This window comes from Paenibacillus odorifer, assembly GCF_000758725.1.
Classification (GTDB): domain Bacteria; phylum Bacillota; class Bacilli; order Paenibacillales; family Paenibacillaceae; genus Paenibacillus_AQ; species Paenibacillus_AQ odorifer.
This window is the reverse complement of the sequence record NZ_CP009428.1, coordinates 845,048-865,380: the sequence shown is the minus strand read 5'-3', so window position 1 is coordinate 865,380 and position 20,333 is coordinate 845,048. Positions and strand designations below refer to the sequence as shown.

The 20,333-nt window shown below is 43.1% G+C and carries 15 protein-coding genes; 1 reads left to right on the top strand and 14 read right to left on the bottom strand.

All coding sequences use genetic code 11. From position 1 onward, the window contains the following. Positions 1-102: 102 nt before the first annotated feature. The 6 genes from arcC to PODO_RS03690 form a co-directional block, all read right to left on the bottom strand. Positions 103-1,053 (bottom strand): carbamate kinase, encoded by a 951-nt coding sequence (gene arcC, locus PODO_RS03715; protein ID WP_036684877.1) that lies wholly within the window; start codon positions 1,051-1,053, stop codon positions 103-105. A 36-nt stretch (positions 1,054-1,089) separates the two neighbouring features. After that, positions 1,090-2,355, bottom strand: coding sequence for a tetratricopeptide repeat protein (locus PODO_RS03710; RefSeq protein ID WP_076317212.1), 1,266 nt, complete (start codon positions 2,353-2,355; stop codon positions 1,090-1,092). Positions 2,356-2,388: 33 nt separating this feature from the next. Further along, positions 2,389-3,930, bottom strand: coding sequence for a hypothetical protein (locus PODO_RS31795; protein ID WP_036684876.1), 1,542 nt, complete (start codon positions 3,928-3,930; stop codon positions 2,389-2,391). Between the two features lie 89 nt (positions 3,931-4,019). Next, the gene (locus PODO_RS03700; protein ID WP_038568770.1) at positions 4,020-5,450 is read right to left on the bottom strand and encodes a YlbE family protein; all 1,431 of its coding nucleotides are present in this window, start codon (positions 5,448-5,450) and stop codon (positions 4,020-4,022) included. A 1-nt stretch (position 5,451) separates the two neighbouring features. Continuing rightward, on the bottom strand, positions 5,452-6,996 hold the full coding sequence (gene fdrA, locus PODO_RS03695) for an acyl-CoA synthetase FdrA (RefSeq protein WP_038568769.1): 1,545 nt from the start codon (positions 6,994-6,996) through the stop codon (positions 5,452-5,454). A gap of 3 nt (positions 6,997-6,999) precedes the next feature. After that, complete coding sequence (locus PODO_RS03690) at positions 7,000-7,710, bottom strand: oxamate carbamoyltransferase subunit AllH family protein (RefSeq protein WP_080742399.1); 711 nt, start codon at positions 7,708-7,710, stop codon at positions 7,000-7,002. A 541-nt stretch (positions 7,711-8,251) separates the two neighbouring features. On the opposite strand from PODO_RS03690, the gene PODO_RS03685 reads away from it, so the two are divergent. Beyond that, on the top strand, positions 8,252-9,949 hold the full coding sequence (locus PODO_RS03685) for a PucR family transcriptional regulator (RefSeq protein ID WP_038568767.1): 1,698 nt from the start codon (positions 8,252-8,254) through the stop codon (positions 9,947-9,949). A gap of 58 nt (positions 9,950-10,007) precedes the next feature. On the opposite strand, the gene PODO_RS03680 is transcribed toward PODO_RS03685, so the two are convergent. The 8 genes from PODO_RS03680 to PODO_RS03645 all read right to left on the bottom strand — a co-directional run bounded on the left by PODO_RS03680 (position 10,008) and on the right by PODO_RS03645 (position 20,248). Further along, on the bottom strand, positions 10,008-10,664 hold the full coding sequence (locus PODO_RS03680) for a M48 family metallopeptidase (RefSeq protein ID WP_038574107.1): 657 nt from the start codon (positions 10,662-10,664) through the stop codon (positions 10,008-10,010). Positions 10,665-10,744: 80 nt separating this feature from the next. Further along, positions 10,745-12,118: a hypothetical protein gene (locus tag PODO_RS03675; protein WP_038568765.1), complete on the bottom strand. Its 1,374-nt coding sequence runs from the start codon at positions 12,116-12,118 to the stop codon at positions 10,745-10,747. Positions 12,119-12,284: 166 nt separating this feature from the next. Further along, on the bottom strand, positions 12,285-14,156 hold the full coding sequence (locus PODO_RS32110) for a flagellin N-terminal helical domain-containing protein (RefSeq protein WP_178124492.1): 1,872 nt from the start codon (positions 14,154-14,156) through the stop codon (positions 12,285-12,287). Positions 14,157-14,395: 239 nt separating this feature from the next. Beyond that, positions 14,396-15,049 (bottom strand): bacillithiol biosynthesis deacetylase BshB2, encoded by a 654-nt coding sequence (bshB2, locus tag PODO_RS03665; RefSeq protein ID WP_038574105.1) that lies wholly within the window; start codon positions 15,047-15,049, stop codon positions 14,396-14,398. Positions 15,050-15,072: 23 nt separating this feature from the next. Continuing rightward, on the bottom strand, positions 15,073-15,417 hold the full coding sequence (locus PODO_RS03660) for a YojF family protein (protein WP_036684865.1): 345 nt from the start codon (positions 15,415-15,417) through the stop codon (positions 15,073-15,075). A 234-nt stretch (positions 15,418-15,651) separates the two neighbouring features. Next, positions 15,652-17,532, bottom strand: a complete 1,881-nt coding sequence (locus PODO_RS03655) for a PAS domain S-box protein (RefSeq protein WP_038568761.1) — start codon at positions 17,530-17,532, stop codon at positions 15,652-15,654. Positions 17,533-17,644: 112 nt separating this feature from the next. Beyond that, the gene (locus tag PODO_RS29835; RefSeq protein WP_052096774.1) at positions 17,645-19,342 is read right to left on the bottom strand and encodes a hypothetical protein; all 1,698 of its coding nucleotides are present in this window, start codon (positions 19,340-19,342) and stop codon (positions 17,645-17,647) included. A gap of 54 nt (positions 19,343-19,396) precedes the next feature. Beyond that, on the bottom strand, positions 19,397-20,248 hold the full coding sequence (locus tag PODO_RS03645) for a TolB family protein (RefSeq protein WP_244886420.1): 852 nt from the start codon (positions 20,246-20,248) through the stop codon (positions 19,397-19,399). Positions 20,249-20,333: the final 85 nt, after the last annotated feature.

Genomic DNA, 20,333 nt, shown 5'->3' with positions numbered 1-20,333 from the left:
CTGAAAGCAGCAGTTGAGTAACAATTCATGAACATGTCAAAAAACCGCCCTGATTTAGATCAGTGGCGGTCTCCATGAAATGATGAGATAAATAAGATCATATTAATTTACAATATGTGTGCCAGCCTGTTGGCTCATCGCAGCTTTCATATTTTCCGGATTAGTAATGATAACTCTACGTCCCTCCTTTTTCAAAAAGCTAAGACTTGCTTCAATTTTAGGCTGCATACTTCCAGCAGGAAAATGACCCTGCTCCGCATATACCATCATTTCTGCCGCTGTAACTTCTTCAAGAGCCTTCTGCTCAGGCGTACCGAAATTTACACATACCTGAGGAACTCCTGTTGTAATAATCAGCGATTCTGCATCGATCTGTTCGGCCAACAGACTTGTAGCAAAATCTTTGTCAATGACCGCATCGATACCTTCGTAGGTATTATTTTCGGTTTTGATCACAGGAATCCCGCCTCCGCCAACAGCGATCACCACATAACCCGTCTCAATGAGTGATTTAATGACGTCTTTTTCAACGATATCAATCGGCTTAGGCGATGGAACAACACGGCGGTAACCACGACCTGAATCCTCAATGATGACCCAATCTGGCTTGGCACGCTTCATCTCCTCTGCTTGCTCAAGCGTGAAGAAGGAGCCCACTGGTTTCGAGGGAGACTGAAAATTCGGATCATTTTTGCTAACCTCGACCTGAGTAATAACTGTGGCAACCTTCTTGTCTAATCTGCGGTGAATGAATTCATTTGTTAAGGCCTGCTGAATTAAATAACCTATGCCCCCTTGCGTGCCCGCCACGCAATTGACCAGCGGAGTAACATCCATTCCAGTAACTTCCGAAGCCACCTCGCTTCGTCTCAGCTCGAATCCAACCTGTGGACCGTTGCCGTGAGTAACCACCACATCGTTGCCTGCTTGCACCAGATCAGCGATATTGACAGCAATTTCACGTACTGCCTCAGATTGATCCTCTATAGAATCGCGGCCATTGTCTTTCACCAATGAATTACCGCCAATGGCTACAACTATAAATTTACTCATTCCATTCCTCCTGACGGATCAGTTGATCCTCATTGATTAGCGTTTAAGGGCCAGCTGAAATTGTTCCTTCGCGGAGTGAAAATCCGGATTGGCAGGATTATAGCTGATAGCAATATCTATTTCTTGAATGGCCATTTCATGATCACCAAGTAAACCAAGTGACTGAGCCTTATGATGATGATATAAAGGATTGCTCGGATCGTTAGCAATTGCGTTCTCAATCGCCTCAACTGCCTCTTGATCCCGGCCAAGTGATCTCAAGCTGTTCGCCTTATGGAACGAGAAATCATACCGGGCAGGCTGCTGTTCCAGAAGCTGATCCATAACTTTGACCGCTTCCTCATGCCTGCCCAACTCTCTTAAATAATTGGATTTATGATAGCGGAAGAACCTTTCGCCAGGATCGCGTTCTATCGCTTTGTCATACTCTGCTAATGCTTGCTCGGATCGCTTCATCATTCGGTAGGCATTTGCGGTATAGAAATAGAAATCAAGGTCATCCGGATCAATAGTAAGTGCCTGTTGATAAGCTGCCAGAGCTTCGTCATATCTCCCGAGTTCCCCTAAGAAGTATCCTTTATAGTAATAGAAATCTGAATTATTACTGTCCACTTGCATTGCATGTTCCATAACCAAACTTGCTTTCCGGAAATCCTCTGCCCGAGCTAGCTCTTGAGCGCTTTGAATACTTGGATGAAGCGTTAGCTTTTCTTTATTGAGAATACGAATGACCCTCTCCTGACCCAGCTCTTCTGCATGCTGCAACGATGATTTCCCGTCACGATCCGGCAAATGAACATCCGCTCCAGCATCCACCAACAACTGAATAATATCGGAGTATAAACGGCCACCATTCCCGAGAATTACTGCCTCCAGCAAGGCAGACCATCCCAGATTGTTCATATGGTTAACTGCAACACCTGCTTCCAAGCATTTCTGAACAGTTCTTAGATACCCCTTCTCGCTGGAGGGCAGCAGTGTAGTTCCTCCAAAACGATTTACACTGGTTGTATCCGCACCTGCGGCAAGAGTTAAAGACAGAATCTCATGAAATCCATTGGCACCGGCACACAGGTAGGGTGATAACATAGTGATATCTCTTGCATTCACATCACTGCCTGCTTCAATCAGCTTTTGAGCGAGAGGAATATGATTTTTTTGCGTTGCCGCCATCAGCGCAGTTCGGCCACTGGCATCCTTATGATGAACATCGGCACCACGAGCCAAAAGCTGTTCTACGGCAGCTAAATCCCCGCGATCCGCTGCTTGAATTAAATCTTCTGACAGAGTTTGATTAGTCATGGCTTAGCTCTCCTATTTCTTTTTATCAATTATTTATTCGGATTGCAGCTTGTTCGCTGGGTCACGAAGGTCTGAAAAATGCTTATAAACAAATAATCCTGCCACCATCAAGTAGGCGTATACGAACGGCATAAGTGAAGCTTGAGCAAATCCAACAGTCGGCGCGTGAATGATTCCAAATAAAGATAGGCCAGACGCGATTACAGCAAAGACAGCAGCCCGCAGTGGTTTATTCAGGATAGAGAAAATAGTGATGGAGCCCCAAATCAAGCTGCTAAGCGGTGCACCATTTCCTAAATGCATCAGGCCGTTGTAATAAACCCCTTTGCTTAATAAGAGATCAATCCCCACCTTGGAAGCCGAAGTTTCAGCCGCATTAAAAATGTTGTTCGCAAGCGTTAAAGCCCAGTTGGCGATCCATGGGAACAAGGTGATAAAGATAACGGGCACTTCATTTTTAGGTGTCTCTCGAACCACCTGATTCGCCGTAACGACCCCGACATAGACCAGAATCGGAACAATCGCCACAACAGGTATGATAGACAACAGCAGTGCTCCTATGCCAAAGAGACAAATAATTAACATGGAGAAACCAGAAGCTATGGTATAACCAAGTCCAGCCCCAATAGATTTCCAGCCTGCATGACCAATATACACAGTTACCGGGAACGGATTACCTGTGAAAGCACCAATACTTGAAGCAACCCCATTCGTTAGCATAACGTTACGAGTGTTATAAGGGTCTCCGGCAGCATGTGCGCTCTCAATATTTTCAAGGTCAAAAATATAATTCGCCAGTCCCAATGGAATTGCAGAAGCCAGGTATGGCAAGGCATGCGGAATCCCTTGAATTAAGCTGGTAATATGCACCTCAGGTGGATTAAACCCAAGTGTTGAAAGAGCCGTTGTGATCGCTTCTGGATTCTGCAAGCCGAATATCCAAGCCAGCGCGGTTCCAGCAATCAGCAGCAGAAATCCTGTAGGAATTTTTTTGAATATCGGCGATTTGCCAAACCAGTTAATAAAGATGATCACAAGTACAACAAAAGCAACCACTGGTGTTTCGAAGGATTGTAGCATCGGGTTCATGGCCAGCAATAACAATCCAAGTCCAGATAAACAAGATAAAAGTACGGTTCTTGGAATAACCTTACGCAGCACATCTCCCAGAAATGAGCCGACAATAAGGATCAAGGCTTCGAACAGACACCATACGAGACCAATTTGCAGCGCAAATGATGCATCATTGGTTTCTCTAAATACGGGAATTAACACTAGAAAAGTTACCGTAAAAATCGATGGAGCACTAGGTCCTGAAGGTAATGCGGTTATATCCGTTCGGCCTGTTTTTTTGGCTAGCTGATATCCAAACCAGCCATAAGCAATACTTGCGATAAAAATCGCGAGTCCAAACGCAGGAACGACTCTGCCGTAAACCATACCTTCCGGAAATCCTACTACAAAAATTAACAATGAAATCATCGTAAGCAGATTGGTTAAATTGTTAGCAAGCAGCCCGAAAAACGCGGCCCAATCTCCCTTTTTCCAGAACATCTTCATAAATACTTGATCCATAATAAATCTCCCCCTAGATCGTTAGCGCTTACATACCAATGGCTTATGAAGCCCTCAGACCCTTGAATAGGCCTGAAGGGCGGGTGGTTCTATGAATGCATGCTCTGGCTAAAAGCGAGAATGGCTTGCTCGAAACACTCGATTGGAGGATGAGTGATTCCGGCTCCAATCATTCCGATGCCTGGATCCTTATGGGCAATAGCCGTGTTGATCACTGGCATAATGCTGGTTTGACCCACTTTACGAATATCGATTCCAGTAGGAATTCCGCGGAAGTTCAACAAAGGAATCGTCACATTTGGATTCTCCGTCGTAGTGATTTCCTTCATTTTCACAGAATAGTTCATGGCATCATCTACGGTTCCCCCAACTAATGCTACAATCGCCGGCGCGGTTGCCATGGCGAAGCCACCTATACCATACGTTTCGGTAATCGCACTGTCTCCGATATCGAGTCCCGAGTCTTCCGGCTTATACCCTGCAAACATCGGTCCGACAACCTTTTGCGCAGGACCGATAAACCAGGTATTGCCTGGCATTCCACTGACACGAATACCAAATTCCACGCCATTGCGGGCCATCGTTGTTACGATGGTGCTATGCTCGATGCCATGGGCAGCATCAAGTGCACATTTACAAAGAGCCATCCAGGTTGGTCCGGAGAAATAATCACTCATTGCCACAAAATCGAACACTTCGATTTTCTGCTCATTGGTATAATCCGTTCTCAGGATAAGCGGCGTTAATGCCTGAATCAAAAGAGTCGTTCCAGCGTTGTTGCGGTTATGGCATTCATCTCCCATATGAAGCGCCTGTGATAACATGAGCCGCAGATCAATGCCGTTCTCAGAGAACTTCATCGCCTCACGCAGCATCGGTCCAAGCACATCTCTCATCCAGATCAAACGGGCAACGACCGTTTCATCGTTTGCACCCATCCGCAAGATTTTCGACAGTTGCTCACTAAGGTTCGTATAAGCGATGTTGCCATACGTTTTATTCTCTACAATGTGCATAAACATAGAGGCTGAGGTTACTCCTGCCATGGAACCCACACAATTATGCTCGTGACAAGGGGAGAACGTAATCTCACCTGATGCCGCTAGTTCGGCAGCTTCATCGAGATCCTTCGCCAAGCCCTCAAAGACCAAAGCGCCGGTAACTGCACCTTTCATGGGACCACTCATCTTATCCCAAGTAATCGGAGGTCCTGCATGTAATATCGTAGTCTTAGTCATCCCTGGTACGACGTTGATCGCTTGGTCAAAACCAACCAATACCGGTTGTGAATTCACGATTCGCTCTACAGCCAGCTTGTTGGCAGCCTCAATCTTTGCAGCAATTTCCTCTTGCTCTAACGCATCCAGTGCGGCAATTAATTCGGGCTTACCTCCACCAGGTGGCTTCCATTCCAGATGGGTTACGTTGCCTTTTTGCTTCAGGATATCATCCTTGAACATTTCTAGGCCGACATTGATAACGTGAAGTTCACTCTTAAATAACTCATTGATTCTGCTCATGTTATACTCCCTTCTCTACAAAACCTCTGGCAAGAAGTCCTGCATTCGTATTACTGCTTGCATAGGTAACGCCCGCGGATACCAGCTTATCAAGCTGTTCTTGGACGGAAGGTGTATCCAGATCGGTTCCAAGTACATAGCCGACAATCTCCAAATGTCTGCCTTCTTGTTCCGCTGCTTGCTTAGCCTCAATAATTGCAGGCACCATAACACCTACTGGATCCTCATGTGATCCATAGCCTAATACAAAATCCATAATGATCACGCCCACCGCCGGGTCCTTCGCTTCCTGCTTGAATCTGGCAATCCGTGAAGAAGGATCAATCATCGGATGTGGTTTGCCGTTAGTGAACCCATCATCCCCAAAGTCAATAAACGTATGTGCTTGGCTGATATGGATATCACCCAGCTGATATTCCGGATCTTTTGGAATGTTGCTATAGACATCGTCGTATTTCTCCATCGCTAGATACATTGCTTCATCACATAAAGTACCGCCGCAGAATAACCCACGAATATACTTCTGTTCTGGCTTCAGCTTGACCTTAATCTCCTCAATCAGCGGAAGGTTTAGCGAATGCTTGTCAATTTGACTCTCATCGATGCCGGATAGAATTACCGCCTTCAGCGCGGCCTCTTTGGTTGTTTTGGCAAAATGTCCACCTGCCTCCAGAACAGCTTCCTCCGTTCCTCCGATAAAGCAGACCACGACAGGCTTATGCATATTTTTGATTTCATTCAGCACTTTTTGTTCCACACTTTTGGCTGGTGGTTTGGAAATCAACACAATGACCTTTGTGGCTTCGTCTTCGTTAAGCGCTTTCATCACATCAAGCATCATTACTCCGCCGACACGTTCACTTAGGTCTCTGCCGCCTGTGCCAATCAACTGTGAGATGCCTCCGCCAAAATCGTGAATCCGCACGCTGATTTCCTGACTTCCTGTGCCAGATGCACCCACGATGCCGATATTGCCTTTACGAACTTTATTGGCAAAACATAAGGCCATATTTCCAATGATCGCGGTTCCGCAATCCGGCCCCATCATCAGTAATCCACGCTCATGTGCTATTTTTTTTAATTCAATTTCGTCTTCTACGCTTACGTTGTCACTGAACATCATGACATGGAGATTATTCTCCAGCGCTTTTCTTGCTTCTCTGGCTGCAAACGATCCGTTGACTGAAATCACTGCAAGATTAGCTGCTGTCATATTCTTCACTGCCGACTCAATTGTTGGATATTTAAGCTCTGTACCGCCAACTGCACTATCTTTTTTAATAAACAGCTCTTCGATTGCTTCCAAGGCAACTTCAGCCAGCTCAGGGGATGCTGCTTTGATTACGATCATCAGGTCACTATTCTTAGCTTCCTCTAGCTCAGGGGTTATCAGCCCTACATTCGCTAATACCTCTTTATTCATTTGAGTAGCCATTGCGATAAAAGCTTGTTCGACACCCTCTATTTGATTCGCTTTGGTCGACAACGACATGAGCGAGACGGAATCAAAGTATGTGTTTCTTTTAATTACTATTTTAGTCGACATATCTTACCTCCAACGTTGTTCTAGATTAAGATCCAAACCGCTAATGATCCCCAAGGCAATATCTGTTCCGGAAGAAGAACCTATATCCAGCACTGCCGATAAGCCAAGAAGCATATTTTCCTTACTCTCATACATGAGCGAATGCAGCATCTGACCCATTGACTCTCTCACCTGACCCCAAGCCGCTTTTTTCAGAGCCATATAGCTTATTTCATTCGTTAATTCAGCTGCTTCGTTCACGACTTTCCTGCACCACGGCTGATATTTATTAATAGGACTCTGAGGCAGATGGATCACAGCAAACAACCCAACTAAAAAATCATCTCCCGACGGAGTCAGACCTGGGCCTAATCCCATTAGTCGAATTGCATAATGAGCAGCATCTTCCATGCTGTCATTCGCCAAGGCATTCAGAAGACCTGAAGATCGCTCTTCCAGCAGCCGCATCGTTTCTCTCTCAAAGCAGCTAGAACCCGCAAACTGCTTCATACCGCCTGGTTTTCCATAGCTATTGATATAAGCTTTTGCCACAGCCAAATTATCTCTTAGCGTCTTTACTTCTTTTGGAAAAATAGATAGAGAGCTCTGCCAAACTGTCAGTTCCTTGATCGATATTGAAAGCTTAGTGCCAATATATAATTGATCATTCTCCGCAAAAACTTCTTCTCCCACAACCAGTCCAAGAACCGAAAAACTACTAACCTCTGTAATCAAAGTATTAGGCGCATTATCTACCCTACTACTCGCAATGGTATATAATTCATCAGTTGCCTTGCACCTTACATTTATCGTCCGCTCAAATATGCTGTGTATATTTCCGAAAAATCTTGATTCTCGAATCCGATGAAAGAACGCGCTATCACTGGATATCCCAGCTTTTAAATAAGAGGTACACTTGCTCTGAGAATACTCCGTTTGATCGCCCCCTTGAGAAGGAAGTAGATAATGGTTTGGTCACTTATTGTCAGGTTATCCTATATAGAAAGCGTTCTCATAAAAAAACCGTAACGGTTGATGATGAATGATAGAAGATGTTACACTCAGTTCATAAAATTCCAAGAATGATGAAGATTGAGCTGCTTTCTGTGTGAAAAAGGATATTTTTGTGAAATATATCACAGTTTAACGGATAAACGTTACCTGACACCCTTATTGTAGTCCTCCGTACACTGGGGGTCATCATACAAGAACACTAAAAACAACAAGTAATCACTATGCACATTGCACAATGGGTGATGATGAGAGGTGTGAATTGATGCTAACGATAAAAGATATCTTACAAATCAAATCCATCGAAGGCATAAAGATCGTTGCGGGGCATTCTGGCCTAAACAATCAAATCTCCGTAGTTAATATCATCGAGAATCCGGACGTATTTGACTGGCTGACCTCGAACGAGCTGCTTTTATCCACCGGCTATATCTTCAAAGACAGCACGGAGCTGCAGAACAAATTCATTCATGAGCTGGTGGAGAATAACTGTGCAGGACTCTGCATCAAAATGAAGCGATATTTCGATGCTATCCCGCAGAACATGATCGAGCTTGCTGATAAGCATGGACTTCCGCTACTGGAGCTCCCTTTTGAATACACCTTGTCCAGAGTCATTGCGATCATTAACGAAAAGACCAACGCGGATTACGATGCAGTGAACCGACGTTCGCTCGACCTTCATAATGCGCTGTTCAAAATCGCGCTCGAAGGCGGCGGTATTGAGCAAATATCGGCGGAATTGTCCGACACGATCCATAACCCTGTTCTTATATTAGATAGAGACTGGAACCTACTCTGCTATACAGATCATAAGGACAACCCATCTCCACTTCAGGAATTCCTGCCACTGGTGAAGAACAGGCCTGTTTTTCCAACAGAGTTCACGGTAGCTTTCCCAAAGTATATTACTGAAATCAAAAAATCCATCAAACGCACCTACTATTCTCAGGGACAGCCGTACAAGTGCTGCATTATGCCGGTTTCTGTATCCAGTAATGCTTACGCGTATATCGTCGTTCTGCAAACGGTACGCAAGCTGGTTGAATTTGACTACACCGCGTTAGAGCATGTATCCACGATGCTTGCACTGGACCGGATCAAAGCCAAGGAAATCGAAGAGGTAAAGCATAAAATTAGGCAGGACTTCTTCGACGACTTATTAGCTGGCAATATTACTTCAACAGAAACACTGCATTCCCTATCTGCTATGCATGGGCTTAAAGTTAACTATGCGTATTACTGTACAGTTATCCATGTTGAAGCTACACAGCTGGAAAACTACACGGACATGGTTTATAGAAAATATGAAATGGAGCATATGGTCAAAAAATGTGTCAATTTGATCTATGGCTTGTCCAGTAATGCAGGTGGAGAGCTAATCTGTTACTATCGCAATCAGCAAATCATCATCTTGATCGGCAAAAATGAAAATAAACCGCCAATTTCCGTAAGCGATACGAAAGCCTTTGCTCAAGAGGTGCTGCAGTTGCTGGCTCAGGAAATGACTAAAAATCATTTTCTCATCGGCATTGGCAGTCAGTATAAGACACTTGCTTCGCTCCATCGAAGCTTCTTCGAGGCCCAGGAAGCTATGCGGCTCATGCAGCGGTTTAATAAAGACAGCCGGAGCATTGCTCACTTCGAGGATTATTCTGTCTATCATTTTCTGGATTCCAACATTAAGCCTACGGAAATGGAGACATTCTTTAACAAAGTTCTGGGAGGCATTCATGAACATGACCAGACGATGAACACGAGATTCATGTCTACCTTGGAGTATTATTTTATGTACAATCAGAATGTAACCGAAGCCGCCAAAGCGATGTTTATTCACCGCAACACCTTTATTTACCGGATTGATAAAATCAAAGATTTGCTAAATATAGATCTGAAAAACTCTGATGAGTTATTCGAGATTCAACTGGCACTTAACCTCTATCGATTGCTGCAAAGGGGTTAAAATAACGAAGGGTATTCCCGGCAACCATTACTCTAGTTGCACTGGAATACCCTTTTTTTCATAACGTCATAGCCCGTCCATATCTTGCTAAATATTCTTCCTTCTCCTTATAATCCGGCATTAGGCTTCCAACCCGTCGCCAAAAGGAGCGATCATGGTTCATATGCAGCAAATGACATAACTCATGGATGATCACATAATCGATAACCTCCACGGGAGCCATGGCCAGACGATAGTTAAAGGTTAGTTTTTTATCGGAGCTGCAGCTTCCCCATTTGGTCCTGGACTCTACAATCTCGATACTCTTAGGTTTTACTCTAAGCTGCGTCTGGTACCTAGTGATCCGCTCTCCTATAAGCTTCTTGCAGCTAGAGAAATAGAACTTTTTCAGCTTTAACTGAAGTTGTTCTTCACTTAGCTCCGCTGTCTCTATAAGCTCATGCAGAGAATAATATTTGCCTAGATACAGGAACTTTCCTTCATCTTCGTACGCTCTGATCATCTTTGGCGTTTCACGAGCCGCTTCGAGACTTTGCAGCTTCTCCACAATCATTTTGCCATTACGCTCAACCACACTTTTAATCGTCTCTTCAGATGTTTTCTTAGGTACCTTGAGTGTTATGCGCCCTGACGAATCTATATGAATGGAGATTTTTTTCCCGTTTCCATATTGAACATTAAACTCGATCACCTGATTGTCGTAATCAATCTTCATACCCACCATCGTTTCTATAAGATTATTCGCAATAAAAAAGAAGAACGCACCTAGGCGTTCTCCTATTTTAACACGATTCCTCAATACACCGGATATCCCGCTACAAACATTGCCAAGTAAAGTATACTACCCACAACAGATATAACAGTGAGTGCAACATCCTTCGGCTTTTCATTAGTGAGCGCAACGGCAGCAAAAGCTAGCGGAAAGGCAACAAGCAAATAACGCGGGGCTGACAGCAGCCAGGTAGCTCCCACTACGAAAGCAAAATACACGATAAAATAAGCAGTGTAGGATGGCCGTAGTTTTCTTGCTCCCATAAACATGATAATTAGTGCTGAGAATATAGCGATTAAATTGGGCAGCCACATGCCGAGAAAAGAACGGCTATCTCCACTTTTAAAGGTGCCCACCGCATATTCCATCTGATATCTTACGGTATCGAAAAAGAGATAGAACTTCTGTGACCAATGCTCCCTCTGGTAAATACTGAACTGAAAAGCATTTCCCGTAACATAGTAGTTGATGTAAAGATAAGCCAGCAAACCCATCGATATGATAGCAAGACAACCAATGGCGGTGATCAGCTTATGTATAAACGCTTTTTTATCTAGTAATTTATAATTCCCTATAAGATCCCGTGCTAATTCAATCGCAACCGGTACAATCAACAGCACCCCTGGAGAACGCGTATACGCTGCGAGTGCACCGCATAAACATCCGATGAGCCATTCTTTTTTTCTCACAAAATATAAACACAGCAGCGATAAGGCCAGAAATAGAGATTCGGTCATTGGGATGAAGAAAAAGAACGCAGCCGGAAATATAAAAATATACTTCACTACTCGCATAGCACTCTTTCGATGCATGTCTAGTGAGGCAAGCTCATAGGCGACCAAGGCAGCAACAAGCGAGCAAATATTAGAAACGATAAATCCAGCGACGAGATAATTCCCTACGAATACCTGAACTACTTTAATTAGATTTGGAAAAAAAGGAAAAAACACAATATGGTATTTCGGATCTCCCTCCGTCACATACCAATTCTCCGCGATGCCCAAATAATGTGAAGCGTCGATCCCTGATATATGCCAGGTCTCAGCTATTTTGCTAAACAAACCACCGGAATAGCCATTCTGTATGATCAAAAATATATAACCGATAAACATAAGCAAGACCCGACTAGCCACTACCCAGCCGATAATATATAGCCAAGCCTGCTTTCTGTCCCGTGTTTTATTTTCCAGAGTTACTTCAGGTGCTGGATTTGTCAGAACAAAATCTGTCAAAACAGGTATAGTGCGGAGTCCCAATAATATAAAAAGTACGAAACAGGCCACGGAAGCAAGGGTACCCATCATAGTCCAACTAGTGGTCGAGTTTACCCAGAAAATAGCCGTCACCATCATAATGAACATGAAGATGAAGGAAATGATTTTGTCGTGCTTTTTCATTTGAACCTCCAGAGATAAATTCTTACAATAATCTAGTTAAAAAAGGAAAATATTACGCATAGAAATATAATAGTCTCTGGAAATTTTTTTGTAAATCATTTCTTAGATCATCATAGATTCTAAAAAAAGCCTATGCACTGAAAATGCATAGACTGTATGTATAGCACTATTTTAACAACTCTAACACGCCTTGAGGCTGTTGATTAGCTTGAGCCAACATCGCTTGTGATGCTTGAGATAAGACATTGTATTTGGTAAGCTTCATCATTTCCTTTGCCATATCCACATCTCTTATTCGTGATTCAGCTGCTGTTAAGTTCACTTCGTAATTGGTTAGGTTATTATGGATATGTTCTAATGCATTTTGATACGCGCCGTACATTGAACGCTTGGATGAAACGGTATTTATAGCTTTGTCTATTTTTGAAATCGCTAATTCGGCACCTTGTCTAGTTGAAAGATCTATATCCGCAATTCCCAGAGCAGTAGTTCTAGCATCTGTTAATTTAACAGCGAAGTTATTCCCAGAGTTTGCTCCCACCTGAAGATTTACTGTTTTGTAATCATATGTGGTACCAGGGTTTGATCCGTAAGATACATTGAAATTGGTTATCCCAGTTGTAGTTGAAAAAGTGTAACTTCCGTCATCATTACTAATAATGTTATTTAATCTATCCGTAGAGCCCCCACCATTTAGATTAACATTAGCCAATTCATTTCCCTGTGGATCAAAAATGGAAAGACGATAATTATTATCTACTATTCCTCCAACGATGTAATTCCCATCTTTCATTTCTGTAATGCTAGTAAGTTGACTGGAGTTGGAAGTTTCATTTGAGATATTCTTCTCCCACAATACGTTTCCACTACTGTCTAGTTTATAGATTAATCCACTAGTTTTAGTAGAGTCGTTATAAGAACCAACAATTATGGCCCCTCCATCACTGGTTGCGATGGCGCGGTAACCTTCATCATCCCCAGCAGCACCGACTCGTGTGTCCCATAACGGATTTAAGTTACTATCATATTTCACAACCCAGCTTGACTTATCGGTATAAGAACTGTTTAGTTTGAGACTTGATGAACCAATAGCCAAATAACCGCCGTCAGCAGTTTCAATAATAGAATTAAATTCTTCGCTTCCATAGCCAACAGGATTGGATTGTGAAGAACCCACTATCGAGGTGGATTGTTGCACACCACTACTATTAAATTTAGCCATAAGGCCATCCCAATTTTGAATACCGGAACCCGTCCCTGCCACAATAAAGGAACCGTCACTAGTCTCAATTACTTCATTCCCCATAATGGAGTAGACGCCAGATACCCCTGTACTCCACTGCTCATTCAAATTCCCATCCCATTTAATTATATTTATCCTTTGATCGGAAATTGCCCCTGCTGAGAAATCATTTCCTAATAAAATATAACCACCATCACTAGATTCCTTAATACTATACACATCCATATTAGGAATTGCTTGTGACCAAACCAGATTACCCATACTATCTAATTTGAAGGGATTATTACCGGGAATTCTTATTCCGACGTAACCTCCATCTGAAGTCTTAGATAAATCTCTGGCAGGTATGTTAGCTGTCCAGTTCGTACTTATATTGCCCTGTACTGGGGTAATATTCGTGTTTACTTCGAGGTCATTATTCAATAAATGAATTCCATTAAATTGAGTGTTATTAGCAATATCATTTATCCCAAGCTTTATCTGCTCAACTTCTTTTTGAATCAATGTTCGATCAAAATTTGTTAAGGTATCATTTGAAGCCTGTATTGCAAGCTCCCGAAGTCTTAGCAGATTAGGATCTTGTATAGTTCCAAGTCCACCCTCAGCAGTCTGAATTAGTGAAATACCATCCTGTGTATTCCTTGCTGCCTGAGATAATCCACGAATCTGTGCTCTCATTTTCTCAGAAATTGCTAATCCTGCAGCATCATCTGCCGCTATATTTATCCGAAGTCCAGAAGATAACCTCTCTTGTGAACTTGTAATAGATTTATTATTTTTATTTAATCTGTTCAAACTATTTAAAGACGTGATGTTGTGACCGATTCGCATTTAATCACCTTTCAATTGTTAGTATCTTCTATATCGGATAGTCCTTAGTAATTTTTTAGGTCAAATTACCCGTGTCTTAAGGCCTCGCCTTAAATTCCCACCGTCCCCCGCTGAAAAGTTGAATATTCACATACAAAAACGGCGATCTATCCCCGGTTAAGCACCGACAACAGATCACCGCTAAAATTCTGACTAGATCATTATCATTCAAACGGATAAATCCAGAAATGTTCTGTTCCAAACCGAGCTTGGATCTCTTTATCATTTAAAGGTTTGCTGCCCAACAGCTCAGCAGCCTGGAATTGGGAACGATGCGCCTGAATGGACGCCATCTTGTGCTTGAGGAAATCTCTCACATCATTGATAACCTTTGGCTCCCCAATCTCTACAATATTATTAGCAAAAGCTATACAGTGAACAGGAGGTCTTTCTTCCTTCGGCAATCTTGCAACGGTTCGGATCACTGCAGCTCCAGTAGCATCGTGATCAGGATGAACGCTGTACCCTGGATAGAAAGTGATGATCAGCGAAGGTTTAAGCTCTTTCAAGAGCGCATCAATCTGCCCATCGAGCAAGACTTGATCTTCGAATTCTATCGTCTTGTCGTGAAAACCAAGCATTCTTAAATCCTGTATGCCAATAGCCTCGCAGGATTCCTCCAGCTCCTTCTTACGTATTTCCGGGAGGGTTACCCGATTCGCAAAGGGCGGGATGCCCATATTTCGGCCCATTTCTCCAAGCGTTAGGCATGCGTAGGTAACTTGGGTCCCATTTTGTATATGTTTGGCAAGGGTACCTGATATACCGAAGGCCTCATCATCCGGATGTGGCAAAATAACAAGAATATGTTTTTCCACAGAACTCTTCATCTCCTCTTCCATTAGAACGGCTCTCGGCTTAATTGTAACGATACGATCAGTTTGCCTTGAGCATCATGTCCAGCCATAATCAATCTGCCTGTCTCACTCTCTTCATAGTGAGTTAGCCCTTCCGAGTAAACCCAGCCCTGCGACATTTTTAAGCCGACCCGATAAGGACCGTTGCCGGAAATCGAACCATGGGAATATCGAATAATAGCATTGGTAATAAAAGTAGCGGCTGGATGCTTCGAACTATCTAAATGGGCAGCGTAGGCTCCCGTTGTCATCTCAAGATGGATATATAGATCCTGATCTTTAAGCAGGTCGATCCTATCTTGTACTTCCGATTGATTGATTAGCTGCAATGTTGCGCCTCCGTCTCTGACTGAATATATACATACAAAAAATAAGATCCATACCTTATAGAAGGACGGATCTGTTATATGATAAGCGGGTCCGTATTTCTTTTCAAAGTATAACGTGCAATGCTATGTAATTCAATGGATAGAGCGATCCCCTCCAAGTGTAACAGTAATGGACTGGCTTTTTACTATTCACCTGAAGGGGATAATATCACTAAGAGGTTGATGCAGTTTATATTAGATCACAAACTGATCTAACATCTTTATGATGACTTCACGTTTTACAGGCTTGCTGATATACTCGTCCATCCCGGCAGCTAGACAATTTTCACGATCACCCTTCAAAGCATTAGCCGTGACCGCGATGATCGGCGGACATTTCTCTTGATGCTCATCTCTTAACATCTTCATAGCCTCTATACCGTTCATAATGGGCATGTGAAGATCCAATAAAATAAGATCAAAGGGTTCTTTCCGTGCTGCTTCAACCGCATCTATGCCATTTGTGACGGCGATAACGCTGTGACCCATTTTTTCGAGTATTTTGGTCAGCACTAGCGCATTGATAGAGTTGTCTTCAGCAAGTAAAATCCTTGCCTCACGTGCGGTATGAAGCTTGTTAATGTTAGCCTCTTGGCTAGGGATTACCACTGATTTCTTGGGCCTGATTGTGAAGGTAACCGACGTACCGCTCTTGCCGTCACTCTCCGCATAGATCTCACCACCCATCATTTCGACAATTCTGCGGCTGATGGCAAGGCCAAGACCCGTGCCTTCGTGTCTCCGCATCATAAAGCTATCCACCTGCTCAAATGGTTCAAAAATATCAGTAAGTCGATCAGGATCAATTCCAATGCCAGTATCGGTTACCGTAAAGGCCAGCAGGAAGGGATCTTCCTTTACAAGCCTCACTTTTACCGATATGCTGCCCGCGGGTGTGAATTTCACAGCATTCCCTAGCAGGTTCAAAAACACCTGCTTCAAGCGTTCCTCGTCACCGTAAATAAAGTCAGGAACATCATGATTTATGATGCTGGTGAGCTCCAGATTTTTTTGTTCAGCTTTTATTGCGATAACAGAAAAGCTGTCCTTGAGGCAAGTCCGCAGATCGAATGTATCCTCTTGCAGCTCGCTACGGCCTGCCTCAATTTTTGAAAGATCAAGGATATCATTGATTATATTGAGCAGGATTCCTCCGCTTTTGCGAATGATTTCTACATATTCACGTTGTTCTTCATTAAGCTCTGTTTCAAGCAAAATATCAGTCATGCCGATCACCCCGTTCATGGGAGTGCGAATTTCATGACTCATCATAGCCAGGAACTCACTTTTAGCTCTATTCGTGGACTCTGCGGCTTCCTTAGCTAGCGACAATTGCCTTTGCTCGGAAATGTCCTTGCATATAAGGTAAAATCCGATATTATGATTGTTCACATAAATGGGTGCAATACTGGTGAGCACTTCAACTACTTCGCTTTCCTTAGTGACAAGCTTATTGATATACTGCTCAACCGTATTATCGTAAAGGGCTCTTTCCAGAATGCGCTGGACATTCTCTTCTCCAATCAGACTCGCAAGCTTCATCCCGATCAACTCGGACTCGATGGCGTAGCCCGTTATCTTTTCAGCCATACTATTGGTGTTAATGATTCGACCGTCAAGGTCAAAGGAAATGACGGCGTCATGGTTGTATTTTTTAAGCGACGTATACCGTTCAACAGACTCCTGAAGGCGTTGCTCAGATTCCTTTTGCTTTGTAATGTTAACGATTTGGCAAATGAAATATGCTGGCTGGTTCGACTCGTCGCTGAATAAGTGGAGAGTAAGCTGTCCCCAAATATAATCTCCATTTTTTGTGATAAACTGCTTTTCCATCTGCAATCTTGTTTTCTCACCCAAGAGTGCCTTTAGATCATGAAGGTTGCCGAAATCTTCGGGGTGAGAAAGGTCTTCTAACCGCATACCCTCAAACTCTTCAGTGGAATAACCAAAAGTCTGTTCAAAGGCTGGGTTTACGGTCAGAATCAAACCATTTGGCGCTAAAAGAGCGATCCCAAAGGAGGCGTGATTAATCACCTGTTGGTTGAACTGTTCCTGGTTTAGATTTACGCGATGCATAGCGACCTCCATGGATGATGTAATTTTTGCGTGAAAAAATAGACCTTCTAATTAGAAGGTCCTATTTATAGCTTATAGTCTAATTTACCCACTTTGTTATTAATTGAATCCGTTAATTTAACGGGATCGAATAGAACACTCGGGACCCCTTATTGTTAGTATACCAAATAATTTTATCACCACTAATAATAGGACTGCACTCTGATAAGGCAAAATGCTTGACCGTTTGGATGTCGCTAGTAGCTTTCCCCGCTCCATCTATAAGAACATATTTCAGATCACCCGGATGATTCTCTTTATCAAACTCCTGCCACAGCACCATCATTTTGTCGTCTGTGATTTTTACTAGTTTAGGGATGGAAGCGATCAGGTTCGTGCCTACATATTTAGCCAAGGTAATGTGATTCACCGAAGTACTGCTCAGGTTGGACTTGGGCAACACACTAAGCATGACATCCCTTTGGTCCGTTTCTAAACCCACCATCTCATAAGATGTATACTCTTTGACTAGGGAATGATCTACCGAATTCATAGCGACTATATAGTTCGCCGGGGACAGCTCAAATCCGCCTATAGAAACACCCGTCGCGTTAGCTCCGATTTTGCCGGGAATATTAAATAAGTCTACTTCGTTATAACTGGCTCCGTCTCCTTTATTCAGAACAATCGAACGGGGATAAGCGTCTCCATGATCGACTAGAACATGCGCTGCACCATCAAACAATACATATTGGTCAAAAGAGTGACTGACATGATTCTTCTGGAATCTTCCCAGATCATTGGTCACGGTCATGGATTTAGTATTTACGATAATGGTAAGCTGGGATTGATGATTTAATTTATCTTCTGTCGTGTATCTTGTACGTGAGGTGTGAAATACAAGCGTATCTCCAGCCTCAGCCATACTACCGGAGCCTGAATCAAACGGGCTAACGGTATAGCTCTCCCCACCCTTTATGGAGACACTGTCTACTCTATTGAAGCTTTTATCATAACGGACAATACGAATGACTTCTTTGCTATCATTCTCTTCGCGGTTCTCTTGGCCAAAAGCAATATAGTTATACTTCTCCCCACAGTAGAAACCACCAAATATCGGAAGCTCAAAAGGGATACTCTTATTTCCAGTTAGTTCAAACTTCTCATTATATGATTCAATCGTAACCTCCTTATTCGCCTCAAGGACACTTACAGTCCCGTCCTTATTATTCACGAGATAGGAAGTGGCCGTACTTTTCCATCTAGGAAAATAAGAAGATTCTGCATTACTCTCAGCTACAGCTGCCGTCTTTACCCGGTAAGCATGATCTGGGATCTTGGAGAATAACGATATGCGATCAGACTGAACGTCAAATTCAATATCGAACGGGATTTTGCCCGCCAAATCTCTCAACTGAAAATAATTGTTATCATCAATATTGTACGCCGTAATAGACTGCAACTGTCCATTTACCAGCACCTTAGAGTTGGAAAGCGTAGCTGCATAATTTTTATTGCGGCTATAATAGTTACTCGTAGTTTTCTTTTCGGGCGTATATGCTTGCCCAGTTATGATCTCAATCGCATTGTTCGCTTTATTCCAAGTGATATCAAACTGGCTGCTCGTTCCCGAGAAATACTCTGCCAAATCGCGTAGTCTGAAATAATTGTTATTCGATATGTTGAACCCATTCAGGTTCCGCTGTTCTCCATCAAAATATGTACTGCTCTCTGTCACCTTAGCCTTCACCGTATTGCCCGCAAAGGTTGTAGTGCCGAGTGCTGGTGTAACCAGTAATAACATCAGCAATATACTAAAAATCCTCTTCATCCGTCTTTCCTCCATTTATATATAAATAACAATACTATAATTTTTATCGGTATTTTATTCGTATTCCTCCACCACATAACTTACAAACGCCAAGCGCTTACTATCCGGAGACCACGAATTCACGTTAATCGTACCTTGTCCTCCAATCAATTGTACTAGTGTGCGATAATCTCCTCCCGTGCTTGCCATCAATCGAATCTCAACATCCTTATTCGCAGGGTGATCGCCAGGATCTACATCTCCTTTGCGGTAACTCAAGTAAGCAATCGTCTGCCCATCTGGCGATACATGCGGGAACCAGTTATTACTCTCATCAAAAGTCATCTGTGTTTGCTCAGTGCCATCGGCATTCATTCGCCATATCTGCATCAGCCCTGTACGCACCGAGTTGAACCATATATTTCCCCCATCTGGTGAATATTCAGGCCCATCATCCAGCCCAGGCGAATCCGTCAGTTGTACCTCTACTCCCCCGTCTACTGGAATGGTATAAATATCATATTGACCATTGCGCTCTGCACAGTAAGCTAACTCAGCACCGTTTGGAGACCAACCATGTAAATAACTTGGAGCATTCGGTGTAACTAGAACCGGTTCGCCACCCTCCATGGGAAGAATATATATACGAGATTTACCATCTTCTTTCGTATGGTGACTAATTGCGATCTTAGTGTTGTCAAAAGACAGAACATGATCGTTATTACATTCCGCAGCAAACCCCGAGTCAATTTGAACAAGCTCACAGGTTGCGATGTCGAACGAATAGAGACAACCTCGACTATTATAAATAAGACGCTTACCATCGCTAGTCCAATTGGGTGCCTCGATTAAATAATCAAATGAGCGGAGGGCAGTACGCTCCCTAGTCTGTACATCTACGATTTCTAATGTGCTAATCACTTTCATTGTCCTCTCTCCCATCGTTAAAATATGTACATAACCCACTTCGACAGCTATTCTAAATCCCCTTTCTTTCTTGGTAATACAATTA